Genomic DNA, 24,663 nt, shown 5'->3' with positions numbered 1-24,663 from the left:
TTGACTTCTATGAATAAAGGTCAGTTATCAATTGTTTTACATCTGTTTTTTCACCCACAGGCAAAACTTTATACGTTAGTTCATCTGTTTCTTCATCATGAATGATATAGATCTGTGCATCTTCTTTTTTGAAATCTCCAATCAAGAGGACGGTATAACGTTCATCGATCAACTCGATTTCCTTGATTGCTTTTGAGAAAACCTTTCTGACGTGATGCATTTTCTTTTGACGGATCGTTGCTTTTTCCGCGGCTTTCATCAAAGTATAGCCTTCATCTAAATAAAGTTTGATCATTTCAACTTTTACGACTGTTGGCAAACGATATTTTCGAGGACAATTGCTATCTGCTGAGATGGAGTCTATCAATCCTTTTTGTTCCCAATAACGTAATTGTCGAGGAGAAACCCCGACGAGTTCACTTAATTCACTAATTCCGACTAGTAATTGATCATTTTCTAACAATCGTTTGAGAGAAGCACCAACCATTTTAGTCACTCCTTTTGTCCTTCCTGTTTCCTCTATTATACTTTCATTAACTTATGTGTCAAGTAGGTTGACAAACGCAAAAAATAGGACTAAAGTATTCTAGTGGTTTCAGAAAAAATTCAGAAAGAAGGAGAAATATGAGTAAAAATCAACCCGTAGATATTTACGGCAAACCATATAATCGGACACTTTTAGTCGTTGTCTTATTAATTGGTACGTTTTGTACGGTTTTGAATCAGACATTATTAACAACAGCTTTCCCTACATTGATGAAAGCTTTCGATATTTCTGCTTCAAGCGTACAATGGCTTACAACCGGATTCCTATTAGTTAACGGAATCATGATTCCAATCACAGCTTGGTTGATCAATAAGTTTAGTTCAAGAAACTTGTATCTTTCAGCTATGTCCATTTTCTTGATTGGAACAATTACTTGTTTTGTTGCACCAAACTTCAGTACATTATTGATTGGACGTTTGATCCAAGCATGTGGTGTAGGGATCTCAATGCCTTTATTACAAAACATTATGTTATCCATCTTCCCACCAGAAAAAAGAGGGTCAGCAATGGGGATGTCTGGGATCGTTATTGGACTAGCGCCTGCTTTAGGCCCAACTTTATCAGGTTACATCATTGATAATTATCATTGGCGTGATCTTTTTGGTATGGTTTTACCAATCGTCGTTTTAGTTTTAGTGTTGGCATTCTTCTTAATGAGAAGCGTGATTCCTCTATCTAATCCAAGTATCGATATTTTATCAGCTATTCTTTCAACTATTGGATTCGGTAGCTTACTTTACGGATTCTCAAGTGTTGGTGACGCTGGTTGGGGCAGTGCCAAAGTAATTGGTTTCTTGATCGTAGGTGTCGTATTTATTGCGTTATTCGCATGGCGCCAACTTCATTTGGAAAATCCATTCTTGGAACTACGCGTATTCAAATCGTCTACCTTTACAATTGCGGCTGTATTGGCTGGAGTAACAAACATGGCCATGGTTGGTGCTGAAATGGTTGTACCTCTATATATCCAAAATATCCGTGGTGAATCAGCATTCCATTCTGGTTTGATGCTATTGCCAGGTGCTTTGATCATGGGGGCAATGATGCCGATCACTGGAGCCATTTTTGATAAATATGGAGCAAAACGTTTAGCGATTATCGGGATGTTCATCTTAACCGCTGCGACAGCGCCGTTTGCATTCCTAACAAAAACAACACCAGTCTTATATATCGTCGTTCTTTATGCGATCCGCATGTTCGGTATCTCAATGGTTATGATGCCCGTTACTACATCTGGTATGAATGCTTTACCAAATAAATTGATCAGTCATGGTACGGCAGTAAACAATACGTTCCGCCAAATTGCCAGCTCGATCGGTACAGCTATTTTGATCAGCGTATTGACGAATGTGACAAAAGACAACCTTCCAGGTAAATCAGTATTGAATAGCACACCTCTAGCTTATAAAGATCAAGCAATCAATGCGACATTATCTGGTTACCATGCAGCCTTCATTGTAGCAATCGTCTTTGGAATCATCGGCTTCTTGATTGCCTTTGCATTGAAGAGAAAAGAACCTGTTCAAACGAAAGCGGGGGATAAAGCATGATAATCGCAGTATTGATCATTAGTTTAATCGCCTTTGCAGCTACAAATGTATTTGCAAAAAAATCATGGCAAACATTCCTATCGTTGGTTTTTGGTTTGATTTTTGTTGCTTCATTGGGTTTGATCGTTGCTAACCTTTCGAACCACTTCGGAATGGAAAGAGTAACAGAAACAAAAACAACGAAAATCGTTTCTAGTGCAAAATCTGACAATGCCAATATGCTTTTATATAAAGCATTAGGGGATGGAACAGAAAAGGTTTATCTTTACCGCACCGATGAAGATCAAAAGAAACCAAAAGCGACTGGTACCGATAATGAAACAAATAAAGTAGAACAAACAAGTGGTGAAGCAGAGAAAGTATCGAAAACCACTTATTGGGAATACAAAAATGACATGTACAAATTCTGGTTCAATCTAGCAGATAACAATCATGAATACGACAAACGTGTCAATACATTCAAGATTCCAGCTGACTGGATCGAATTAAGTACAGATCAAGCAGCAAAATTAGCTGAACTAGTGAAACAACAACAAAGCACAATGGCAAATGATGCTAAAGCTTATGTGCAAGAAGGTATTGTTAAAGCGATGACTGAAAATCCAACGATGAGTCAAGAAGAACAAGCAAAATTAACAAAAGACTTAGCCGCAGATTATCAAAAACAAGCTTTAGCGAAATTAGTAAAAGAAGCTAAAGGGGAGTAATCTCTTAACAAAAGGTACAATTCAAAAAGAGGTACTACTTCAAAGTTTCAATAAAAAAGCCGGATCATCTCAAAGATAACGAAAGTTATTATGGATGGTTCGGCTTTTTTTGTTACATACTTTAAAGATCCGTCCTTTAGCGTTGGGAGTGATGATCTATCTCTTTTTTTGGTATACTAAAATAAAAAAAGTAGGAGAAAGCAATGGGAAAAACATATTCTTTTTGAATTACTTATTTATTCTTCGGAAGTTGGTAAGGGAGGCGCATACGTTGTTTTTCCTTATGATATCAGAAAAGAATTTGGCGCAGGACGAGTCAAAGTCCAAGCAATGTTTGATGGAGTTTCATATGAAGGTAGTATTGTGAATATGGGTGTGAAAAGGGAAGATGGCAGTATTTGCTATATCTTAGGTGTTCGAAAAGACATTCGCAAGAAAATCGGAAAAGACATCGGTGATCGTGTAAGTGTAACAATAGAGCAGAGAGTGAGCAGAGAGTATAAAACTGTAAAATAAAAAACAGATTGGTAAGCAACTGAACAGTCAGTATTTCTGTTTTGGTCTGCTAGTGCCAATCTATTTTTAGTTAGGATGGTTTTTCTCCATTGGTATAATAAAGAGGTTTTTCGTTGTCGAAATGGTGGTTCTGCATCCAAGCTAACATTTGCTGTCCCAAACTTTCTGCCATGGAAAAAGAGGCATGGATCTGTGCATTCGTAATGTGGTCGACATGGACACCTGAAGTGATAACGCAATTCCCTGGTAGTTCATCTTTAATGATAGCAAGGAGCGATTGTGCTAAGACATCATCTTTATGGAAGCGACCATCATGACTAGGGAAACGAATCGTTTGCGCTTTTGTCTCTTTAGAAACAGTGGTGACTGTCCCGATATGCGCTACATTGCCACCAGTAATCGTTATCAGTAAATCTTTGCCGATAACTTGTACATTTGCTTGCATCGTATAAGCTTCTTGTGTGACTAAAAATTGTTTGATTTCCGCCATCTTACTCACCTTGCCAACGTCTTGAGGTGTCATTCTCGATACCAAATTGATCTAGTAATTTCATTGTATGATGATCCACAAGGTCTTGGATCGTTTCAGGATGATTATAAAAAGCAGGGATTGGTGGAATGATTTGCACGCCAAGACGTGCTAATTTTGTTAGATTTTCTAGGTGAATCGCATTCAACGGCGTTTCTCGAGGAATGAGGACTAATTTTCTTTGTTCTTTCAATGTCACATCGGCTGCGCGAGCAATCAGATTCTCTCCTAAACCAATAGAGATACCTGCAATTGTTTTCATGCTCGCAGGAACGATGACCATGCCGTCTGTTAAAAAAGAACCACTTGCTACAGCTGCTCCTAAGTCTTTGTTCGAATAATGATAATCAAATAGGTCTTCAAATTCATGAAGCGTCATATCTGATTCCAATTTTAAATTTTCTTTTGCCCAAGTGCTGATAATACCATGTGTTTCGACTAATGGATTTTCTTTTAATTTTTTTACAAAATTGATTGCATAAATGATACCAGAGGCGCCACTTACACCAACTACGATTTTTTTCTTTTTCATTTGGATCGTTCCCTTCTGTTTTTTAGTATTAAAGGAAAATACCAATCGGCTCTCTCATCAAACAAGATCAATGAGAAAGAACCAATCGGTAAGGACTCTTAAATGACGCATCATCAGACTTAGTTTAAATAGTCTTTCCAGTTATCTACTTCTTTGAATTGCGCACGAATAAAATGCTCTTTCATGTCGAATGGCACGGTGCCATCGAAGATTGTTTTTGCGCTCATCCCGCGGAAGCGTATAACGCCAGGATTGTATTGTGGTAACTCTGAAGGGTCGAGTGGATGATTTCTCATACCAGGAATCACGATGATATCTTTATCTCCTTGGAAACGAGTGTTGAATGTCCACATAACGTCGTTCATATCAAAGATATCGACATCTTCATCAACTAAAATAACTGTTTTTAATTCTTTGAAGGCGGACAATGCAAGGATCGCTGCTTGGCGTTGGATTCCTTCATCAGCTTCATTTTCTTTGCGGATTTGCATGATAGTCATCAATTTGCCGCCTCCAGCTGGTGGATTGTAAACATTGACGACTTTGCCAGGAATTGCTTTATCCACAAGTGCTAGAATACTTGCTTCAGTAGGGATGCCAGCCATAGAAACATGTTCTTCGCTTGGACCAATCGTTGTTTGCATGATTGGATTATCTTTGCGGTGAGTAATGGCTTTTACTTTAACGACATTCACAGCCGGATTTGCATCACCTGTATAACCAGGAAACTCGGGCATTGCTTTTCCTGAGTTCGTGTTGATATCTTCTTGCATTGTTTGGTTAGGCATGATTTCTGCTTCAATAATGAATTCTGCGCGGGCAATTCCGACTTCGTTTACTGCAACACCGTCAACGAGTTGAATGGGTTCATTACGTAAAGCACCTGCACACCATAGTTCATTGTAGCCAAGAGGAGTGGTAGGTGGTTCAAAAGTTGTTCCGATGGCAATCGCTGGATCTAATCCAATATTGATCGTAATAGGCATTGGCTGATTCAATGCTTCGAATTGTTTTTGGAAATGGCCGATGTGACGTCCGCCAGGCATGATGTACATGCCAATTGTATCTTTATCTTCCAAAACCATGCGATGGATAGTTACGTCACTCATTGTTTTTTCAGGATCAGAACCTAAAACAACGCCCATTGTGATATATGGACCAGCATCTTCGGGTGTATTTTTTGGAGCAGGTAAAATGTTGCGGATATCGAAATCTGCGTCTGTTGCAAGGTGGACAACTTCTTGTGCAGGGGCATCCGCTTTGTCTACTTTCACAGGTTTAAGAGGATGCTCAACGGCATCTTTTAAGAAGCGACCCAATGTACGATAATCATGGTGTAAGATTTGACCAACACGTTTGCGGCTAGCCATTGTTCCGATGTTTACTCGTTTTCCAGGAAAGCCTTTGATGTTGTTGAAGGTCATTGCAGGTCCTTCTTGTGTAGGACGTTTGACCGTACCGCCAGCACCAATATAGCGATATACACCAGATAAATCTGCTTCTGGATCAATTTCAAGATCCGTTTCATGGTATTGTCCAGGAAGAGTTTTTAGTTCTTCGATGACTTTTCTTAAGTCATAGGGTTGTTCTGTCATTTGTATTTCCTCCTTTTTTTCTTTCCTTCTTTATAGTACGAGCCTTAGGGCAGTGAAACAATTCAAGTTATGAAGATTTCTATTCCATAGTGGAATGGATACGTATTTTTATCATTCGCTAGTCTGTGATACAATTAAAAGAAAACGATTACAAAGGAGTGAAGAGGAAATGACGAAACAGTTTCCAAAAGCAGTACATGCTGAAAATCTAGCGAATGTTTTAAAAGTTGAATTTGAGGATGGCTCAACGAAATTCATACGTACACATTGGGTCGGAGATATGACAGATTCCTTGCAATTCGGAAAACGTGGTAAAGGGAAACGAAAACTTCTGTTAACAGTTAATCGAAATATGTGGATCGGTTCGAATATCACTATTGAAGATGATGGAACAGTGGTTCTAAATGGAAAGGATCGCTATACACCAGAAGAATTATGGCGTGACGGAAGCAGCTCAATGGCAGAATTATAGTGAACGAGTTAGAAAGTCGAGAGGTGGAAGAAGTACGTAACGTTTTTGAGAAGTAACAAGTTAGGTAAAACATCCAGGTAAAGTGTATGGGGGAAAATAGCCTATTTAAGGATATGAGTGCTAAAAAAGACGAACAATCTGACGTTTACTACGAAAAAGATTGTTCGTCTTACTTTATTTTTTGGAATAACTTCGGTGTTTTTGGTATGTGAGTATTTTTCAGGTTTGCTTCATCTTTCGTGATAGAGGGGGAATTCAGCGGTTACTGAGTACATTTTTTGAAACATTTGCTGTTACATGATACCCTTCAATTAGGGTGTTAGAAAAGAGGGAAATGAATGAGAGTCGTGATCGTTGGTGGTTCCTTTGCAGGAATCCACACTGCAATGGCACTGCGCAAGCATTGTCCGGATAGTGAAATCATATTGATTGAAAAACAGGCGAAGATAGGTTTTATCCCCAGTGGAATCAACTTGCTTTTGAAAAAAGAAATCACTGAGGAAAAGCAGCTTTACTGGATGACAAAAGAAAAAATGGAAGCGTTCTACAATGTGGATGTGCGGATCAATACAGAAGTGGCTTCGTTAGGGACAACGACGAACACGCTTATTTTGCAAAACGGTGGCCAGTTGACTTTTGATCACTTAGTCATCGCTACAGGGTCCAACCAACAATTCAAAACGATCAGTACAGAAAGTGAATTGATCCGTTCGGTGAGAGATGCTCATTTAAAGGAACCTTTAGAAGAAAAAATCGCACAAGCACAAAAGGTAGCTATTGTTGGTGCCGGTCAGGTGGGTATTGAACTGGCGGAAGGATTGGTGGGTCAAAATAAGCAGATCCACTTATATGAAAGCCGGAAAAATTTGTTGTTCCGCTATTTTGATCCTGAAATGGTGGCCCCGTTACGTGAAGAATTGGAAAAAAGAAAGATTCCTGTCTTCTTGAACGAGCAGGTCCAATCGTTGGGGGAATCTGAGTCAGTGACAGTCACTACGGATCAGCGAAAAGAACGGTATGATCTGGTTTTATTGGCAAACCACACAAGACCAGATAACCGACTTTGGCAGGAAAAATTGAAACTAAATGATGACGGAACGATCTGGGTGGATGATTACTTACAAACTTCGGCAAAAAACATTTACGCAATTGGTGACACGATCCAGGTGACTTTTCGTCCGACAGAAGAAAAAATGTACGTGTCACTGGTAAATAATGCGATACGCACGGCACATATCGTTAGTCGAACGATCAGTGGTAAACCAACGAAAGATCCGGGAACCTATCGTCCAGTGGGCAATCATTGGTTTGGCTACTTTCTAGGAAGCGTAGGGATAACAGAAGAAGAAAGTATTTTTTATCCCCAACAAATCACAAAAGAGTATCTAACAACTCAGGTTTCTGCTACGGATCATCAGCCAGTAAAGATCAAGATCATCCAAAATGAACAGCAACAGTTAGTTGGTGCGCAGCTTCAAAGCAAAGGCAATATTTTCCATCTGTTGGATCAATTTACACTAGCAATCGAAGAAAGCTGGACATTGGAACAACTTGAGGAACACGAATTATTCTTCCAACCGGAATATCGGATGCCGATCCCTTTTACAAAGGTGGTTGAAGACACCCATGAAGATTGAACAATTATTGGAAAAAAAAGAACAGTTACAAGTCTTGTTGTTGCGAGAACTTGTGTTGCAAGGTGGCAAGGCCTCTAGCAGTGAACTAAGGGAGAAAGTGAATCTTTCTAAATCGGCCTTTGACCAGTATCTGGAAGATATTGAATGGATCGGCTCGATGATGCGCAAGAAAGTAGAAGTAAAAAGAACTGAGTTTCAAGTTATCCTTGAGTTAGGTGATGACACGAGTTTAGAACAGATATGTCTATTCTTGCTTCAACAAAGTTTGAAATTCAATTTGCTCACATATCTTTTAGAACATCAACAAGCGTCGATCGTTCGTTTAGCTACTGCATTCAATATCAGCGAATCTTCTGTTTTTCGCAAAATCAAAGAATTGAATCATTTATTGAAAGAATTTTCTCTTCAAATCAAAAATGGACAAATCTATGGGGAAGAACTACAAGTTCGGTACTTTTATTATGTCCTCTTTCAATTCATCCCAGAATCTCAACGACCTCTTTTCTTACAGAATACACCGGAAAAACGACCATTGATCCTAGGGTTGGAACGTTCGGTAGAAACAACTTTTTCAGCGGATGCATCAATAAAAATTGCTTGTTGGTTAGGAATCACGAGGAAACGACTAATGAGTGAAAAGACGACGTTCAAAACGTTGAAAACAAGAAAAACACTTTATGAGAATGATCGGTTGTACCAAGTGATCGATCCAGTCCTTTCGCTTTATCTAAGTCGAACTGCGGCTGACTTGAGTAATTATGAAACACTCATGTTCTACAGTTTTTTTGTGTCATTTGCAGTATTGGATGAGGAACACTTTTATCAGTATGATTTGACGCGCAGCAAAAAACTGCCGACTGCTGTCTTGGATACATATATCCGAGAAACAATGTTGTGGCATTATCGGCCCAGACGTCTAAAAATAAAGGAAGAAAAGGCTGTGGGTTATCAACTGGCACAAATCAATAATGAACTGTATTTTTTTGACGGGCATATGCTGATCTACGATCAAGAACATCTATTGGAACAACAAAAAAAGATGTTGGGACATTCCCTCAGTCAGTTACTAGAACGGCTAAAAGAAACAACCATTGAACAATTTTCTTCTAAAAAATTTGACGAGACACAATTAGAATATTTGATGATCCAATATGCGAATGTTTTGATGATGATCGATTTTTACATTGCCAAGTCTGTCAAAATCGGGATCGATATCGACACATTGCCGATTTATCGAATTGCGTTCCAACAATTTTTACTTAGAGAACTTAAAGGGATCAGTGGAATCGATATTGAAAATGTGCGTGCAGACAAATCCTATGATCTAGTAATCACTTTTAATCAAGAAAAACAAAATCAACACTATTATTATTTATCAGAGTTTGCTTCAAACTATGATATCAAAAGGTTGAAACAGAAAATTGAGCAAGAAAAAAAAGCTAAAAATTAAGAAAACTGTCAAAAAAAGTCCAAATCGCTATTTTTTTGGCAGTTTCTTTGAAATAAATGGGTGTAAGATAAAAGTAGATTAAGAAAGCGTTTGCAAAAAATGGAGGAGATTATAATGACTGAATCAACGTATATCATGGCCATCGACCAAGGAACAACTAGTTCACGAGCAATCATCTTTGACAAAAAAGGGAGACATATCGGCAGCTCACAAAAGGAATTTACACAATTCTTTCCTAAAGAAAGTTGGGTTGAACATGATGCCAACGAAATTTGGAATTCTGTTCAATCCGTTATTGCGGGAGCATTTATTGAATCTGGGATCAAGCCGAATCAAATTGCTGGGATCGGTATTACGAATCAGCGTGAAACGACTGTCATTTGGGAAAAAGACACAGGCCGTCCCATCTATCATGCAGTTGTATGGCAATCTCGTCAATCTGCCGCTATTGCAGATAACCTCAAAAACGAAGGCTATCAAGAATTTTTCCATAAAAAAACAGGCTTAGTGATCGATGCTTATTTTTCAGCGACAAAAATTCGCTGGATTTTAGATCACGTAGAAGGAGCGCAAGAGCGAGCAGAAAAAGGCGAGTTACTTTTTGGAACAATCGATTCATGGTTGGTTTGGAAATTAACAGATGGACAAGCCCATGTGACCGACTATTCAAATGCGAGTCGAACAATGCTATTCAATATCCACGATCTTGATTGGGATCAAGAAATACTTGACCTATTAAATATCCCACGAGTGATGTTACCGAAACCAACTTCGAATTCTGAAGTTTACGGCTACACGCAAGGCTATCACTTTTATGGCAGTGAAGCGCCAATTTCTGGAATGGCAGGGGACCAACAAGCAGCTTTATTTGGGCAAATGGCATTTGAACCAGGAATGGTCAAAAATACGTATGGAACTGGTTCATTCATCGTCATGAATACAGGGGAAGAACCGCAATTATCTAAAAACAATTTATTGACGACGATTGGTTATGGGATAAATGGCAAGGTTTACTATGCACTTGAGGGGAGTATTTTTGTAGCTGGGTCATCGATCCAATGGTTGCGTGACGGCTTGCAAATGCTCCAAAAAGCGAGTGACTCGGAAGAAGCTGCGAAACGTTCCACGAGTGACGATGAAGTCTACGTTGTCCCAGCTTTTGTAGGTCTAGGTGCTCCATATTGGGATCAAGCTGCTAGAGGTTCGATGTTTGGTTTGACGCGTGGCACAACAAAAGAAGACATCATCAAAGCTACTTTACAGTCAATCGCATATCAAGTAAGAGATATCATTGACACGATGCAAGATGATACAGGAATCAAAATCCCGGTGCTGAAAGTAGATGGCGGCGCAGCAAATAATGAATATTTGATGCAATTCCAGACAGATATCTTGAATGTACCGATCCAAAGAGCGGAAAATTTGGAAACTACGGCATTAGGTGCTGCTTTCCTTGCTGGTTTGGCTGTCGGTTACTGGAAAGACACAGATGAAATCAGAGAATTTTATGAAGCTGGTAAAATGTTTGAAGTCGAAATGCCAGAAGAACGAAGAGAAAAACTATATAGTGGCTGGAAAAAAGCAGTCGCTGCTACACAAGCATTTGAGTAAAGGGAGGGAACGTTATGTTTTCAAGAGGAACGAGACAAGAAAATATTGAAAAAATGCAACAAGAAGAATTAGATTTATTGATCATCGGTGGTGGGATCACTGGTGCTGGTGTAGCCATCCAAGCAGCAGCTTCAGGAATCAAAACCGGTCTGATCGAAATGCAGGATTTTGCAGAAGGAACTTCTTCACGTTCAACGAAATTAGTCCATGGAGGCATTCGTTACTTAAAAACATTTGATGTGGAAGTAGTTGCTGATACAGTAGGCGAGCGAGCTGTTGTACAAAGTATCGCACCTCATATACCAAAACCTGATCCAATGCTACTACCGATCTACGAAGATGAAGGGGCGACGACATTCAATATGTTTTCAGTCAAAGTCGCAATGGATCTTTATGACAAGCTGGCAAATGTGACCGGTACCAAATATGAGAACTACACATTGACTCCCGAAGAAGTCTTAGAACGTGAACCTTTCTTGAAAAAAGAAGGTCTAAAGGGTGCAGGTGTATACTTGGACTTTCGCAACAACGATTCCCGTTTAGTTATCGAAAATATCAAGAAAGCAGCAGAAGATGGGGCTTATCTGGTAAGTAAAATGAAAGCGGTTGGCTTTTTGTATGATAACGATCAGATCGTAGGCGTCAAAGCGCGGGATCTATTAACAGACGAAGTAGTAGAAATCAAAGCAAAAATAGTGATCAATACAAGCGGTCCATGGGTAGATAAGATCCGCAACTTGAATTTCAAACGAGCAGTTTCCCCTAAAATGCGTCCTACAAAAGGAATCCATTTAGTGGTAGATGCCAAAAAACTGCCAGTGCCACAGCCAACTTATTTTGATACAGGAAAACAAGATGGCCGTATGGTCTTTGCGATCCCTAGAGAAAATAAAACCTATTTTGGCACAACTGATACAGATTATCAAGGAGACTACACCGATCCTAAAGTGACACAGGAAGATGTGGATTATTTGTTGGAAGTTGTCAACCATCGTTATCCAGAGGCGAATATCACGTTACAAGATGTTGAGGCAAGCTGGGCAGGCTTACGTCCTTTACTGATTGGAAATTCTGGTTCAGACTATAATGGCGGTGACAATGGTTCGATTTCAGATAAAAGCTTTGGGAAAGTGATCGATACAGTCACAGAATATAAAGAAAACAAAGTAACACGTGTAGAAGTCGAAGATGTATTGAATCACTTGGAAAACAGTCGCGACGAAAAAGCACCATCAACGGTTTCCCGAGGAAGTTCTTTGGAAAGAGAACCAGACGGATTAGTGACACTTTCTGGTGGGAAGATCACCGACTATCGTAAGATGGCAGAAGGGGCATTGAAATTGATCCGTCAATTGTTACAAGACGAATATGGTGTGATAGCCAAAGAAATCGATTCGAAACATTATCCGGTGTCAGGGGGAGATTTTGACCCAACTAAATTAGAAGAAACAGTTGAAGAATTGACAAAAATCGGTGTTGAAGCAGGATTAGCGGAGGAAGACGCTAGTTATATTGCGGACTTCTATGGCACGAATGGGAAGAAAATCTACGCACTTGCAAAAGATATGACACCATATCCAGGGTTAAGTTTGGCAGAATCTGCTCGCTTACGTTACGGATTAGAAGAAGAAATGGTCTTGGCACCAGGTGATTATTTGATTCGTCGAACGAACCATCTATTGTTTGAAAGAGATCAATTGGATGCAATCAAACAACCAATCATTGATGCAATCGCCACATACTTTGCTTGGTCACCAGAAGAGAAAAAACGTCAAGAAAATCGGTTAGAAGAATTGATTGCTGAGTCGGATTTACGTGACCTAAAGGAGGAGAAATAAATGAATGCAGAGATGACCCAGATCATGGGTGAATTTATTGGGACGATGATTTTGATTTTATTAGGTGATGGTGTTTGTGCGGCAGTCAACTTAAACAAGAGTAAAGCACAAGCTTCAGGTTGGATCGTCATTGCATTTGGTTGGGGCATGGCTGTAACGATGGGTGTCTATATTTCTGGATTTATGGGACCAGCACATTTGAATCCAGCAGTATCTTTAGCTATGGCAATGACAGGAGCAATCGGTTGGAACCTCGTGATCCCATTTATTATTGCACAGATGTTAGGAGCTTTTGTTGGGGCGATTCTTGTTTGGTTAGCATATCTACCACATTGGGGCGTAACAAAAGACCAAGATGCTATTTTAGGTACATTTGCAACTGGTCCAGCTATACGTAATTATCCAGCTAACTTTATTACTGAATTGATTGGCACATTTGTCTTGGTTTTAGGGCTACTTGCATTTGGACAAAATACTTTTGCAGATGGTACAAATGTATTTGCTGTCGGTGGGTTGATCTTGGCTATCGGTCTTTCATTAGGCGGACCTACCGGATATGCGATCAATCCAGCTCGTGACCTTGGTCCACGTATTGCTCATGCAGTATTGCCGATCGGAAACAAAGGAACTTCAGACTGGGCATATTCTTGGGTGCCAGTAGTTGGACCAATGGTTGGCGCTATTGTAGCAGTGGGAGTATACATGTTGATGGTCTAAGACGTTTGAATGTGGGACAAATCTAAAAAATCAGGTTTGCTACAGACTCTCGAATAAACGGCGGGAACAGAAGTAACTCCTTCGGAAATAAGCCGAAATTCACAAAAATTTGAAAAGCAATTTTCGTTCATTTCTTCTTATTTCTCGGAGTTAAACACTTCTGTGCCAGCCTCTCTCAAATAAACGACGTCCAAAAGTCAGTCCTCATAAAAAAGTTTAGTAAAATAAGAGCAAATAATTAGGTGCCGACGAATCGGTTCTGATCATTTGCTCTTTTGCTTGATTCAAATAGATTTGATTTGAGAAATCAGTTATTTGTTAATTTATTCAAGACATCTTTAGGGATTTTTGATTCTTCAATCGCAGATGGTCCCTTTGTTATTCGTTTTTTACTTACTTCAGCCGTGATGTAAGAGTTTGGTTCTAAAGGCTGTGGTTTTTCAGAAGAAACGGCGTAGGACATATCGATTTTTTGACCGCTCTTAGTGACAAAGGTCAATTGATAGTTATAAGATTTTAAGTTATCCACTTTTTTTCCTTGATTATCCAGTGTATCTTTTAGTGGTGGAACTGTTTCCGGTATTTTTGCGTAGGCTGTTTCACTTTTATAGGTTTCTTCATAATATTTATACCCTTTATATCCACCAAAGGCTAATAGCAAAAGGACGATTACAGCAATTACTTTTTTCATTTGATTCACACTCTTTTCGTTTTTTTCTATTATCTACTAAATGCCAATTAAAGGAAAGCGAAACAGGTAACAATTTTGTTAGTTGAACGAACAAATTTCTTTGTTTGGTAAAAGCGATTTCTTGTATTAGTTGACAGGCAAAAACAAAGTTGATATAGTTGGGGTGAAAATAAATAAAACCTAGATGAATGAGGTATTTTGATGAGTGTAGCAGGTATCTAACGTAGTCAGTTGAATAGCCAATAAAGCAAGAAGCTTATTTGGCGTGCGTATAGATGATACCTGTCAAAACCAATAGTTTGTATTCAACAAGGACGGGACATGTCTTATTTAAGTGGATGTCCTGTTCTTTTATTTTATCACTAGGTCTTATTTATTTGGGACAGGTATCTCTTCAATAAAGGAGAGAATATGAAAGATACACTCAATAAATTACAATTCGAAGAAATTAAAAACGAAGTCAAAAAACGAGCTATCGGGAATCACAGTAAAGAACGAATCGATGAAATGACCATCCAAACAAATCTGCAAACTGTTCGAACCCGACAAACAGAAACGAAAGAAGCACGGCTCATCTTAGAAAGTAATCAGCATGTTCCATTCATGGGATTGACGAGGATCGATGCATTAACGGCACAAGTAAAGAAAGGCTTGATTTTGACTCCCTCAGAATTGATCGAGTATGCTGACTTTTTAAGAAGTAGTCGGTTGATTACGAAATTCTTTGAAAAAAATTGCTATCAGACACCGCTTTTGTATGCGTATAGCAAAAATATGCCCAACCTAGTTGAAATTGAAGAGTTGATCTATCAACAAATCAAGAATCAAAAGGTAAGTGATGATGCTTCGCGACAGTTGCGAAAGGTACGAAAACAGTTGCAAGTGACAGAAAAGGAGATCCAAGATCGCTTGTTGAAATTTTTGCGGCATCCCGCGAATAAAGAAATGATCCAAGAAACGATGATTGTTCAAAAAGGAGATCATTATACGATCCCAATCAAGGCAAGTTACAAAAACAAGATACCTGGAAGTATCATCGAGCAATCCAACAAAGGAACAACTGTATTTATTGAACCGACAGCTGTCGAAAAAGCAAGTGGGCACTACCAACTACTGAAAGCAGAAGAAATTGCAGAAGAGTACCAAGTGTTGGCAGCTTTGACTGGCGCATTGGCTGAGAAAGAATATGCAATTGATTTGATCATTGAGACTGTCACACGTTTAGATATTCTTTTTGCTCGGGCAAAGTATAGTCGGGAAATCAAAGGTGTCACGCCTATCGTCAATAAATCGGAATATATCAACATTAAACAGGGAAGACACCCTTTGCTGACAGGAAAGGCTGTCCCATTGGATTTTGAATTGGGGAAAGATTACCGTGGGTTAGTGATCACTGGCGCGAATGCCGGTGGAAAAACAGTCGTTTTGAAAACTGTGGGACTACTTACCCTCATGGCAATGTTCGGTTTGCAAGTACCAGCAGATGAAGGTACAGAGTTAGCAGTCTTTGATGGTGTTTTTGTCGATATCGGTGATCAACAGAATATTGAAAATGCCTTGAGTACGTTCTCTGGTCATATGCACAATATTGCAGCGATTTTAGGTAAAATCAAAAGGAATACGTTGGTTTTACTAGATGAGATCGGTAGTGGGACAGAGCCAAATGAAGGGGCAGCTTTGGCGGTGGCTATCATGGAAGCAATGTATGAAAAAGGCGCTTTGGTTGTTGCAACTACGCATTATGGGGAAATTAAAAAGTTTGCCAAAGACCATGAAGACTTTATTCCTGCGGCTATGGCATTTGACCGAGAAAAATTGCAGCCGAAGTATCTTCTGCGAGTTGGTGAAACTGGCGAAAGCCAAGCGCTGTGGATCGCAAAAAAAATGGAGATGTCTCCAGAGCTTATTCAACAAGCACAACATTATATCCACAATAAGGCCTATCAAACAAAGAAAAAAGCATTCCAAACGCTTGTCCAGAAGGAAAACGTGAAAGAAAAATTGGAACGATTTTCAAAAGGGGATCGAGTATTCTCGACCATCCATCAAAAAGAAGGTCTGATTTTTGAAGATCAAGGAGAAGACACATTGATCTTTTACTTGGACAGTGAAAAAATCGAAGTCCCACGTTCCCGTGTGACTCTAAAAAGTCGCACAGAAGAATTGTACCCAGAAAATTATGATCTGGACAGTCTATTTACAGATTTCAAAACGAGAAAATGGCAGAGAGATATCGAACGTGGCTCGAAAAAAGCCCACAAACAATTAGCTAAAGAAGCGCGTGAACGACAGAAAAATCAGCGACAAACGTAAAATAGGGATATTCAGCGGCAAGGTAAAAATTGGCACATCTATTTTGTTAGGTTAGAATAGACTAAAGTCTATTTAAGGGGCTGTAAAAGATGAAGCAACTATCCAATTGGCGTAAAGAAATACGAACGATCCCCAACCTATTATCTCTTTTTCGTGTTGTGTTATTACCTTTTTATCTTTATCTTGTCGCGCAACATTCTTTTTATTTAGCTGGCGTGATCATCGCTATTTCAGGTCTTACTGATTTTTTAGATGGTTTTATTGCTCGCCGTTTCAATCAAATCACGGAATTAGGAAAAATCCTTGATCCTGTGGCTGATAAATTGACTCAATTGTTTTTGATTCTGTCCATGGCATGGCAACGTCCACTGATTTGGCTCGTATTAGGTCTATTCATTGTCAAAGAAGGCTTTATGTTACTGGCCGGAATTATTGGTCTCAGGCATCATGTCAAATTAGATGGTGCAAAATGGTATGGAAAATTAGCGACCGCCGTCATCTATGCAGGAATGGCCATTTTGTTACTCTTTCCTGACCTCACCGGTAGATGGGTCAACTGGATATTTGGTGTGATCACTTATTGTTTGGCACAATCATTTGTGCTGTATATAGGTACCTACCGAAAATTATTAAAATCAGTCGATGATTAAAAACAGAGGTCGAGACAAAAGTCATTTAGGTTTGAGAAATTGGAGAAAAAAACGAACAATACGCTTTTTGTATTGCTCGTTTTTTTAAATTTCCGAAAAGCCTGATTTTTAGATTTGTCCCATATTCTATTTTTGTTTCATTATGGTTTGATATAAGCAAAGCCTTTTTCTTGTAATTCAATCAGATCTAAAACACCCGCTGGTACGATGACCACTTGTTCAGGTAATGCTTTTTCGCTGATCTCATTCGCACGTAAAGCGTTAGCACAAGCATGGAATGTTACATCTGGTAATGCGAGGAAATCCGCATTCTGGTTATCAAGATAGCCTGTTATTCCGTGACCGTTAACAGTAACGATGATCTCTGTTTTCGGTGCTGCTTTCAGTAGATTTTTGACGTTTTGCTTCGTTTCGAGCCACTTTGCTGTTTCGTCGATGTGAAAGACAACTTTCATTGTTTCGCTCCTTACTTTTTGATGATCATATTGATTGCTTGTTCCATTTTTTTTGCTTGTTCCTCTGGACGATTCTCAGGGTGTTCCAAACAATCCTTGAGATTTTCGGCAACGATCATTCCCATGACACGATCAATACTGGAACGAACGGCGCTCAACTGCGTAATAACATCCATACATTCTTTATCTTCGTCGATCATTTTTTGGATTCCGCGTATTTGACCTTCCGTGCGCTTTAAACGATTCATAATGTTTTTGTTATCGATTTCCATCTTGAATCCTCCTTGTTGTTCTATTTGAATAATACCCTATATAGGTATAGTTTGTAAATAAATAAGTCGATTTTTAAATTTAGGAATCGAATAGTTGACAAATATCAGCATATCGTGTTGAATATACCCCGTGAGGTATTTTTAAAAATTAAACGAGGTGGCATAAAAATGATGTTGTTTCAAACGATACAATCTATTACAATTGCTGAATTAAAAGGAAAACTAACAAGTTCTATTCAATTGATCGATGTGAGAACGCCAAATGAATACCGGGGTGGGCATATTCGACAAGCTAAGAATGTACCATTGCAAAGAATCACTAGTTTTAAAGGTGATCAGGAAAAACCTGTTTATGTGATCTGTCAGTCAGGTATGCGAAGCAAGCAGGCAACGAAAGAATTGAACAAAATGGGCTATCAGGCGATCAATGTACGTGGTGGCATGAATCAATGGTTGGATAAAACAATAGGAGGTAAGTAAATGAAAGTAGTGATTATTGGTGGTGTAGCAGGAGGAATGTCTGCAGCAACTAGATTACGCCGCTTAAAAGAAGATGCAGAAATCGTCGTTTTTGAAAAAGGGCCATTTGTTTCATTTGCCAATTGTGGACTGCCCTATTATGTTTCGGGGGAAATCGACGAACGTGAAAAACTTTTAGTCCAAACTCCTGAGACGTTAGCTGCTCGTTTTCAACTTGATGTCCGTCCAAATCATGAAGTCACAGCTATTCTAACGGATGAGAAAAAAGTCGAAGTACAGCATGATGGAATACGGACAATGGAATCATATGACGTGCTGTTGCTTTCTCCAGGCGCAAAACCGTTTGTACCACCTATTGCTGGTCTGTCAGAAGCGAAAAACGTCTTCACCGTTAGAAATGTACCAGACATTGATAAGATAATGCACGTCCTTGATACCCAACCAAAACAAGCAGTAGTTGTCGGTGCAGGATTTATTGGGCTTGAGATGGCAGAAAATTTGACCAGACGAGGGCTTGAAGTAACAGTTGTGGAGAGTGCACCACATATTTTGCCGACCTTAGATGAGGAAATGGCTGCATTCGTTCATGCAGAATTAGAAGAAAAAGGTGTAACAGTCAAAACCAATCAAGCGGTCATCGCTTTTGAAGAGGAAGGCCAGTTATTGCGTTTAGCAGATGGTACCGCTATTCCTTCCGAACTGACGATTTTATCTGTAGGAGTAGCTCCTGACAGTATATTGGCAAAACAAGCCGGTCTTGAAACTGGAATCAAAGGCGGTATTCTCGTTGATGAATATTATCAAACGAGTGATCCTGCTATTTATGCAGTAGGCGATGCAATCATCGTCAAACAACAAATCACAGGTGAAGACGCGTTAATTTCGTTGGCCTCCCCAGCCAATCGTCAAGGACGTCAAGTAGCAGATAATATCGCTGGCACTGCACGAAAGAACCAAGGAAGTATCGGTACAGCGATTTTACGCGTATTTGATCTGACTGCAGCTTCTACAGGATTAAATGAACGAGCAGCTAAACAAGCAGGTCTCTCTTATTCAGTTATCCATGTCTCAGGAAAGGATCATGCAAGTTATTATCCAGACGCATCTGATCTTCTTTTGAAATTGATCTTTGATCCAAAAACTGGTGAAATCTACGGAGCACAAGGAATCGGTGAAAAAGGCGTGGATAAAAGAGTAGATGTTCTGGCTACTGCAATCAAAGGAAAGTTAACCATCTTTGATTTACCGGAATTGGAATTGACTTATGCGCCACCCTTTGGTTCAGCAAAAGATCCGGTGAACATGTTGGGTTATGCAGCCATGAATGTTGCGGAAGGATTAAGTGAGCCAATCCAATGGCATGAACTACCAGAAGCTTTGGTCAATGGAAAAGTATTATTGGATGTGCGAAATGAAGGTGAATTAGCCAATGGCGCATTTCCGCATGCTACAAATATTCCTTTGCACGAGTTACGTTGTCGCTTGAGCGAGTTAGAGAAGAACCAAGAATATATCGTAAGTTGCCATAGTGGACTACGAAGTTATTTAGCTGAACGTATCTTAAAACAAGCTGGTTTCCATGTTCAAAATTTAGACGGCGCATTTGCGCTTTATCGTGCAGTACGCCCAAATGAACTTGTTTATCCCCATCAATAAAAAAATCCGCCTCATTATGTGCAATGCTTTTCAACTTAAAAAAATAAGTGAGGAGATTAGTAAGAGTAGCTAGGGAAAAAGCGAGCGTGGGACAAAAGTAAGAAACACTTTTGTCTCATTCTCTAAAAACGAATAAACGGTGGGAGCAGAAGCAACTCCTTCGGAAATAAGCCGAAATTCACAAAAATTTGAAAAGCAATTTCCGTTAATTTCTTCTTATTTCTCGGAGTTAAACACTTCTGTCCCAACCTAGCTTTTCCCACTTTATTTTCCATCTTTTCTCAGATGAGTCATCAGTTTTTGAAATCATTGTTCCTTTATTTCTCAACAAATGGCTCTACGTGGACATCCGTTTCGTGGACTTGAAATTTTTCGAATAAACGATGTTCAATAATATCAGAAACAGTATGACTTTCTTTTACTGTTAGATCAGAATCCATCAAGACTGTGATGTCAACATAGATATTTGAACCATAGTTTCGTCCTCGAATATCTTTCACTTGTCTTACTTCCGGAATTTTTTCAATTGTTTCTTTATAACGAACAAGTTCAGCTTGATCGAAACCGTCGGATAATGAAAACGAACTTTCCCTAAAAATATCAACAGCCGTTTTTAAAATCAGTAGTCCGACAACCATTGCTGCTACTGTGTCTAACCAACCCAACTGAAAGGATGCAGCAAAAACAGCAATTGCTGTACCAATACTTGTCCAGGCATCGCTTCGATTATCTTTTGCTGCAGCCAGAAGCCCAGGACTTTTAACTTTTTCGGCTAACTTTTTGTTGAAGTAATAGACGATGTACATAAGGATAGCGGAAAAAATACCTACGATCGCAGCAGTAATATCGGGACTCCCCGTCTCCTTGTCCATGAAAGAACGAATGGACGAATACAGGACCTCAATCCCTACCAGCAACATGATAAAGGAAGTCACTAGGCTGGCAATATTCTCTGCTTTCCAGTGACCGTAACGGTGTTCATTATCTGCAGGCTTCCGAGAAATCCGGAGGCCGATCAATACAGCAATCGATGCAAGGATATCTGTAAAATTATTCAATCCATCTGCTCTTAAAGCTTCAGAATCTGCGATATTTCCGATAGAAAGTTTTAGGATCGATACAATGACATAAGCCAGAATGCTGACGATAGCACCTAATTCGGCTTGCTTCAATTGTTGGTATCTTTCGTTGTTCATAAATGTTCACTCCAAAATAAAAATATTTTACTATCATATAATATTTTGAGTGTCTATTTAGTAAAGTGTGTAAAATATAATAGTTTTGGAGTAGCGAAATTTTGTACTATGCATCTCTTGAATCCATCAATAGGAAAGTCGAAGAAAGCTTTTTGCCAACTAGAAAATCAGCTATGGAACATTTCAAACATGAAAAGCTGTTTTTCTCTGTTTATTCTTATTTGCTCGGAGCTGGGCGCTTCTTTCACAACCTTTATGCACGGTGTTCAAAGGCTTGCATCTTCAACAATAAGCCTAAACAGATGAAAAACATGAAAAGCTGTTTTTCTCTGTTCATTCTTATTGCTTGATGCAGAACAGCCTTTTCACAACCTTTATGCATATGTTTTGAGCTTTGCTTTTCTCCGTGTTAGGGTGGGATTGTACCGAATAAGAAGGAGGAAACTGACACATGGCAAAAATAGATTTACCACAAGTCGAAACTCATCTTTATATCAACGGCAAATGGCTGGAGGGATCGGAAGGTACTTTTGAGGTTAAGAATCCTGCAACTGGGGAGATATTAGCCACTGTTCAAAAGGGTGGAGAAAAAGAAACGAAAGAGGCAATTCAGGCGGCTAATAAAGCGTTCGAAGGCTGGTCAAAAACTTCTCCTGCAGAACGAGCAAAATTAATGAATAAAATGGCAGATCTAGTAGAAAATGATAGTGAACGATTGGCAAAAATCATGACGATGGAACAAGGAAAACCGCTAAGTCAAGCAGCAGCGGAAATCCAAACGAATGTGGAGAATCTTCGGTGGAATGCGGCGGAAGGACAGCGTATTGTAGGGGACATCGTTCCTTCACCAACTACTAATCAATGGCAAGTCCGGAAACAGCCAGTGGGAGTAGTAGGAGCCATTACTCCTTGGAACTTTCCTTCTAATATGATCATTCGGAAGATATCGCCAGCAATCGCAGCGGGGTGTACGGTGATTTTAAAACCCGCAAAAGCGACACCGCTTTCAGCACTAGCGCTAATGGAACTATTTGATCAAGCTGGATTTCCTGAAGGAGTCGTCAATATCGTAATGGGGGATTCTTCAACGATTGGTAAGATCTTATCAGAATCTGATGACATTCAAAAAATCACTTTTACAGGTTCAACCGAAGTGGGGCAAATCTTAAATGAACAAGCGGCTCCGACATTGAAAAAAGTTTCAATGGAACTTGGCGGGCATGCTCCATTTATTATTTTCCCTGATGCGGATTTAGAATTAGCGACAGAGATGTTGATCAAAACTAAATTTATCAACAATGGGCAAGTGTGTACGTCACCTAATCGAATCTTTATCCATAAAGAGATCAAACAAAAAGCAACAGATCTTATCATGGAAAAGATGAAAGGTGTATCTGTAGGTAATGGGTTAGACGACCCAACAACAGGTCCGCTGATCAATGGAGAAGGAATCGAAAAAATCGAAGAACAGCTGAAGGATGCAGTTGATAAAGGGGCACAGATCCTTTGTGGTGGAAAGCGCTTGACAGAAGGCGAGTATGCGAACGGCTTTTTCTTTGAACCAACTGTTTTAGACGGTGTAACAAAAGAAATGGCGATCTTTTATGAAGAAACGTTTGGCCCGGTCATTCCACTGATTACATTTGAAGAGGAAGATCAAGTAATCAAGGATGCCAATGATACGATTTTTGGTCTGGCTTCTTACTTTTTCTCGACCAATATCCATACAGTCGATCATGTCAGCAATCAACTGCAATATGGGATGGTGGGAGTAAATGATACAGCGATATCTAACTCTGCTACGCCTTTTGGTGGGGTCAAACATTCTGGATTCGGTCGTGAGAATGGAACTTATGGTGTCGAAGAATATATTGAGGTAAAATTTGTGACGATTCGGACGGCTAAGTAAAAGCATAGTAAATAGAAGAATACGAAAATCAGAAGAGGCTAAGACAGAAGTGTTCAACTCTGAGAAATAAGAAGAAATTCACGAAATTTGCTTTTCAAATTTTTGTGAATTTCGGCTTATTTAAGAAGGTGTTGCTTTTGCTCCCACCGTTTATTCGTTTTTAAAGAGTGAGCCAAAAGTGTTTCTTACTTTTGGCTCACCCTCTTTTCGAATAATCGATGTACGTAGTTCCACTAAAAAAAGCCAAAAAAACCAAAAAACGTAAGAAGTAATTTTGGTTTTTTTGACTTTTTTCTTATAAGTGAACACTTATTTCTGAGTCTTTCTGTCCATCAATTCTTTTCGATATTCATGATAAACATGATAAAGATTCAATTCGTATTCTTTTTTCGCGTTTGTTACTACGGTGTCTAAAATCAGCCCGGTAACTAGTGAAAGTAAAGCCAGTATCATCAATCCAGTACTCAAAATAGCCGAAGGTACCCGTGTGATGAAGTGGGTCAACATATATTCACGAAGAACTGGTACGCCAGTGAATAGACCAAATAAAAAGAAGAAAAGTGTCCAGATCCCAAAGAACATCAGCGGTTTGTAATCTTTGCACATTTTGATGATCATCATGATCACTTTAAAGCCATCGGAAAAAGTATTTAACTTTGATTCACTTCCTTCTGGACGATCGCGATAATCAATAGGGATTTCTACTAACTTGAATTTTTTATCTAATGCATGGATCGTTAGTTCCGTTTCGATTTGGAAACCAGAACTCATGATAGGAAAGCTTTTGACAAAAATCCGATTAAATCCACGATAGCCAGTCATGACATCGCGTATTTTCGTTTTATACAGTTGCGTGATCGTATTTTTAACTAGATTATTACCGAAATCATGGAAAGGACGCTTGTTTTCATCAAAATACGTACCATTTGACAGTCGGTCACCAATGACCATATCCGCTCTGCCTGAACGAAGTTGATCGAGTAACTCATGGGCCGCTTCTGCTGGATAGGTATCATCACCATCGACCATTAGATAATAATCTGCTTCAATATCAAAAAACATTTGCCGAATCACATTTCCTTTTCCTTGGCGGGGCTCTTTTTTAACGATTGCACCACACTGTAGAGCTAGATCATACGTGTTGTCTGTCGAATTATTGTCATATACATAAATGTCTGCTTGTGGTAATTCTCGTTTAAAGTCTGCAATGACAGTCGAAATCGTTGCTTCTTCATTGTAACAAGGAATTAGAACAGCAATTTTTTCTTGTTGTTCCATTTTTCACTCTCCTTAAATCATCGAAAACACATTTTCCTTTTAAGAATACCGTATCATTTTCG

General features: G+C 39.2%; 23 protein-coding genes. 14 read left to right on the top strand and 9 right to left on the bottom strand.

The genetic code is table 11. The annotated features are described in order from the left end of the window. Window positions 1-7: 7 nt before the first annotated feature. A complete protein-coding gene (locus FGQ66_RS00510) occupies window positions 8-487 on the bottom strand; it encodes a MerR family transcriptional regulator (RefSeq protein ID WP_081133824.1) in 480 nt (159 codons plus the stop codon). A 137-nt stretch (window positions 488-624) separates the two neighbouring features. Between FGQ66_RS00510 and FGQ66_RS00505 the strand changes: the two genes are divergently transcribed. From FGQ66_RS00505 to FGQ66_RS00495, 3 genes are all read left to right on the top strand, one after another. Next, window positions 625-2,097 (top strand): MDR family MFS transporter, encoded by a 1,473-nt coding sequence (locus FGQ66_RS00505; protein WP_005875452.1) that lies wholly within the window; start codon window positions 625-627, stop codon window positions 2,095-2,097. After that, window positions 2,094-2,804: a DUF4811 domain-containing protein gene (locus tag FGQ66_RS00500; protein WP_081133825.1), complete on the top strand. Its 711-nt coding sequence runs from the start codon at window positions 2,094-2,096 to the stop codon at window positions 2,802-2,804. The genes FGQ66_RS00505 and FGQ66_RS00500 overlap by 4 nt, the downstream gene beginning before the upstream one ends. Window positions 2,805-3,020: 216 nt before the next feature. Continuing rightward, entirely contained in the window at window positions 3,021-3,320 is a 300-nt protein-coding gene (locus tag FGQ66_RS00495; RefSeq protein ID WP_138301387.1) for a DUF1905 domain-containing protein, read from the top strand. Between the two features lie 70 nt (window positions 3,321-3,390). Here the strand turns inward: FGQ66_RS00495 and lpdD are convergent, their stop codons facing one another. The 3 genes from lpdD to FGQ66_RS00480 all read right to left on the bottom strand — a co-directional run bounded on the left by lpdD (window position 3,391) and on the right by FGQ66_RS00480 (window position 5,976). After that, complete coding sequence (gene lpdD / locus FGQ66_RS00490; RefSeq protein WP_138301386.1) at window positions 3,391-3,810, bottom strand: prenylated flavin chaperone LpdD; 420 nt, start codon at window positions 3,808-3,810, stop codon at window positions 3,391-3,393. Between the two features lies 1 nt (window position 3,811). Beyond that, entirely contained in the window at window positions 3,812-4,381 is a 570-nt protein-coding gene (locus FGQ66_RS00485) for a UbiX family flavin prenyltransferase (protein ID WP_138301385.1), read from the bottom strand. Window positions 4,382-4,500: 119 nt separating this feature from the next. Continuing rightward, window positions 4,501-5,976 (bottom strand): UbiD family decarboxylase, encoded by a 1,476-nt coding sequence (locus FGQ66_RS00480; RefSeq protein WP_138301384.1) that lies wholly within the window; start codon window positions 5,974-5,976, stop codon window positions 4,501-4,503. A 169-nt stretch (window positions 5,977-6,145) separates the two neighbouring features. On the opposite strand from FGQ66_RS00480, the gene FGQ66_RS00475 reads away from it, so the two are divergent. From FGQ66_RS00475 to FGQ66_RS00450, 6 genes are all read left to right on the top strand, one after another. Next, a complete protein-coding gene (locus FGQ66_RS00475; RefSeq protein ID WP_138301383.1) occupies window positions 6,146-6,448 on the top strand; it encodes a hypothetical protein in 303 nt (100 codons plus the stop codon). Window positions 6,449-6,786: 338 nt separating this feature from the next. After that, window positions 6,787-8,085, top strand: a complete 1,299-nt coding sequence (locus FGQ66_RS00470; RefSeq protein WP_138301382.1) for an NAD(P)/FAD-dependent oxidoreductase — start codon at window positions 6,787-6,789, stop codon at window positions 8,083-8,085. After that, window positions 8,075-9,535, top strand: a complete 1,461-nt coding sequence (locus tag FGQ66_RS00465) for a helix-turn-helix domain-containing protein (protein ID WP_138301381.1) — start codon at window positions 8,075-8,077, stop codon at window positions 9,533-9,535. Before FGQ66_RS00470 ends, FGQ66_RS00465 begins: the two co-directional genes overlap by 11 nt. A gap of 114 nt (window positions 9,536-9,649) precedes the next feature. Continuing rightward, the gene (gene glpK / locus FGQ66_RS00460) at window positions 9,650-11,146 is read left to right on the top strand and encodes a glycerol kinase GlpK (RefSeq protein ID WP_005875467.1); all 1,497 of its coding nucleotides are present in this window, start codon (window positions 9,650-9,652) and stop codon (window positions 11,144-11,146) included. A gap of 14 nt (window positions 11,147-11,160) precedes the next feature. After that, window positions 11,161-12,984 (top strand): type 1 glycerol-3-phosphate oxidase, encoded by a 1,824-nt coding sequence (glpO, locus tag FGQ66_RS00455; RefSeq protein WP_138301380.1) that lies wholly within the window; start codon window positions 11,161-11,163, stop codon window positions 12,982-12,984. After that, window positions 12,985-13,701, top strand: a complete 717-nt coding sequence (locus FGQ66_RS00450; RefSeq protein WP_138301379.1) for an MIP/aquaporin family protein — start codon at window positions 12,985-12,987, stop codon at window positions 13,699-13,701. A gap of 307 nt (window positions 13,702-14,008) precedes the next feature. Here the strand turns inward: FGQ66_RS00450 and FGQ66_RS00445 are convergent, their stop codons facing one another. Beyond that, window positions 14,009-14,392, bottom strand: a complete 384-nt coding sequence (locus tag FGQ66_RS00445) for a DUF1093 domain-containing protein (protein ID WP_138301378.1) — start codon at window positions 14,390-14,392, stop codon at window positions 14,009-14,011. 411 nt (window positions 14,393-14,803) lie between these two features. On the opposite strand from FGQ66_RS00445, the gene FGQ66_RS00440 reads away from it, so the two are divergent. Then, window positions 14,804-16,705: an endonuclease MutS2 gene (locus FGQ66_RS00440; RefSeq protein WP_138301377.1), complete on the top strand. Its 1,902-nt coding sequence runs from the start codon at window positions 14,804-14,806 to the stop codon at window positions 16,703-16,705. Window positions 16,706-16,794: 89 nt separating this feature from the next. Next, window positions 16,795-17,355: a CDP-alcohol phosphatidyltransferase family protein gene (locus FGQ66_RS00435; protein WP_138301376.1), complete on the top strand. Its 561-nt coding sequence runs from the start codon at window positions 16,795-16,797 to the stop codon at window positions 17,353-17,355. A gap of 140 nt (window positions 17,356-17,495) precedes the next feature. Here the strand turns inward: FGQ66_RS00435 and FGQ66_RS00430 are convergent, their stop codons facing one another. Then, complete coding sequence (locus FGQ66_RS00430; protein ID WP_005875478.1) at window positions 17,496-17,810, bottom strand: DsrE family protein; 315 nt, start codon at window positions 17,808-17,810, stop codon at window positions 17,496-17,498. A gap of 11 nt (window positions 17,811-17,821) precedes the next feature. After that, entirely contained in the window at window positions 17,822-18,082 is a 261-nt protein-coding gene (locus FGQ66_RS00425) for a metal-sensitive transcriptional regulator (protein ID WP_138301375.1), read from the bottom strand. Window positions 18,083-18,250: 168 nt separating this feature from the next. On the opposite strand from FGQ66_RS00425, the gene FGQ66_RS00420 reads away from it, so the two are divergent. Next, window positions 18,251-18,562: a rhodanese-like domain-containing protein gene (locus FGQ66_RS00420; protein ID WP_005875481.1), complete on the top strand. Its 312-nt coding sequence runs from the start codon at window positions 18,251-18,253 to the stop codon at window positions 18,560-18,562. Beyond that, window positions 18,563-20,218, top strand: coding sequence for an FAD-dependent oxidoreductase (locus FGQ66_RS00415; RefSeq protein ID WP_138301374.1), 1,656 nt, complete (start codon window positions 18,563-18,565; stop codon window positions 20,216-20,218). It abuts the gene before it with no gap. A gap of 317 nt (window positions 20,219-20,535) precedes the next feature. Here the strand turns inward: FGQ66_RS00415 and FGQ66_RS00410 are convergent, their stop codons facing one another. Continuing rightward, window positions 20,536-21,414 (bottom strand): cation diffusion facilitator family transporter, encoded by an 879-nt coding sequence (locus FGQ66_RS00410; RefSeq protein ID WP_138301373.1) that lies wholly within the window; start codon window positions 21,412-21,414, stop codon window positions 20,536-20,538. Between the two features lie 451 nt (window positions 21,415-21,865). Here FGQ66_RS00410 and FGQ66_RS00405 point away from each other — a divergent pair, with 451 nt between their 5' ends. Continuing rightward, window positions 21,866-23,323 (top strand): NAD-dependent succinate-semialdehyde dehydrogenase, encoded by a 1,458-nt coding sequence (locus FGQ66_RS00405; protein WP_138301372.1) that lies wholly within the window; start codon window positions 21,866-21,868, stop codon window positions 23,321-23,323. 309 nt (window positions 23,324-23,632) lie between these two features. Here the strand turns inward: FGQ66_RS00405 and FGQ66_RS00400 are convergent, their stop codons facing one another. Then, a complete protein-coding gene (locus FGQ66_RS00400) occupies window positions 23,633-24,601 on the bottom strand; it encodes a glycosyltransferase family 2 protein (RefSeq protein WP_005875489.1) in 969 nt (322 codons plus the stop codon). Between the last annotated feature and the right edge of the window lie 62 nt (window positions 24,602-24,663).

The organism is Enterococcus sp. BSD2780061688st2 D3, assembly GCF_005844145.1.
Classification (GTDB): domain Bacteria; phylum Bacillota; class Bacilli; order Lactobacillales; family Enterococcaceae; genus Enterococcus_B; species Enterococcus_B durans.
This window is presented reverse-complemented; position numbering and strand designations above follow the sequence as displayed.

Bases quoted from the DNA above. Each gene is read 5' to 3' on its own strand.
- FGQ66_RS00510 (WP_081133824.1), bottom strand. From the start codon at position 487: ATGGTTGGTGCTTCTCTCAAACGATTGTTAGAAAATGATCAATTACTA.
- FGQ66_RS00505 (WP_005875452.1), top strand. From the start codon at position 625: ATGAGTAAAAATCAACCCGTAGATATTTACGGCAAACCATATAATCGG.
- FGQ66_RS00500 (WP_081133825.1), top strand. From the start codon at position 2,094: ATGATAATCGCAGTATTGATCATTAGTTTAATCGCCTTTGCAGCTACA.
- lpdD (WP_138301386.1), bottom strand. From the start codon at position 3,810: ATGGCGGAAATCAAACAATTTTTAGTCACACAAGAAGCTTATACGATG.
- FGQ66_RS00485 (WP_138301385.1), bottom strand. From the start codon at position 4,381: ATGAAAAAGAAAAAAATCGTAGTTGGTGTAAGTGGCGCCTCTGGTATC.
- FGQ66_RS00480 (WP_138301384.1), bottom strand. From the start codon at position 5,976: ATGACAGAACAACCCTATGACTTAAGAAAAGTCATCGAAGAACTAAAA.
- FGQ66_RS00475 (WP_138301383.1), top strand. From the start codon at position 6,146: ATGACGAAACAGTTTCCAAAAGCAGTACATGCTGAAAATCTAGCGAAT.
- FGQ66_RS00470 (WP_138301382.1), top strand. From the start codon at position 6,787: ATGAGAGTCGTGATCGTTGGTGGTTCCTTTGCAGGAATCCACACTGCA.
- FGQ66_RS00465 (WP_138301381.1), top strand. From the start codon at position 8,075: ATGAAGATTGAACAATTATTGGAAAAAAAAGAACAGTTACAAGTCTTG.
- glpK (WP_005875467.1), top strand. From the start codon at position 9,650: ATGACTGAATCAACGTATATCATGGCCATCGACCAAGGAACAACTAGT.
- glpO (WP_138301380.1), top strand. From the start codon at position 11,161: ATGTTTTCAAGAGGAACGAGACAAGAAAATATTGAAAAAATGCAACAA.
- FGQ66_RS00450 (WP_138301379.1), top strand. From the start codon at position 12,985: ATGAATGCAGAGATGACCCAGATCATGGGTGAATTTATTGGGACGATG.
- FGQ66_RS00445 (WP_138301378.1), bottom strand. From the start codon at position 14,392: ATGAAAAAAGTAATTGCTGTAATCGTCCTTTTGCTATTAGCCTTTGGT.
- FGQ66_RS00440 (WP_138301377.1), top strand. From the start codon at position 14,804: ATGAAAGATACACTCAATAAATTACAATTCGAAGAAATTAAAAACGAA.
- FGQ66_RS00435 (WP_138301376.1), top strand. From the start codon at position 16,795: ATGAAGCAACTATCCAATTGGCGTAAAGAAATACGAACGATCCCCAAC.
- FGQ66_RS00430 (WP_005875478.1), bottom strand. From the start codon at position 17,810: ATGAAAGTTGTCTTTCACATCGACGAAACAGCAAAGTGGCTCGAAACG.
- FGQ66_RS00425 (WP_138301375.1), bottom strand. From the start codon at position 18,082: ATGGAAATCGATAACAAAAACATTATGAATCGTTTAAAGCGCACGGAA.
- FGQ66_RS00420 (WP_005875481.1), top strand. From the start codon at position 18,251: ATGATGTTGTTTCAAACGATACAATCTATTACAATTGCTGAATTAAAA.
- FGQ66_RS00415 (WP_138301374.1), top strand. From the start codon at position 18,563: ATGAAAGTAGTGATTATTGGTGGTGTAGCAGGAGGAATGTCTGCAGCA.
- FGQ66_RS00410 (WP_138301373.1), bottom strand. From the start codon at position 21,414: ATGAACAACGAAAGATACCAACAATTGAAGCAAGCCGAATTAGGTGCT.
- FGQ66_RS00405 (WP_138301372.1), top strand. From the start codon at position 21,866: ATGGCAAAAATAGATTTACCACAAGTCGAAACTCATCTTTATATCAAC.
- FGQ66_RS00400 (WP_005875489.1), bottom strand. From the start codon at position 24,601: ATGGAACAACAAGAAAAAATTGCTGTTCTAATTCCTTGTTACAATGAA.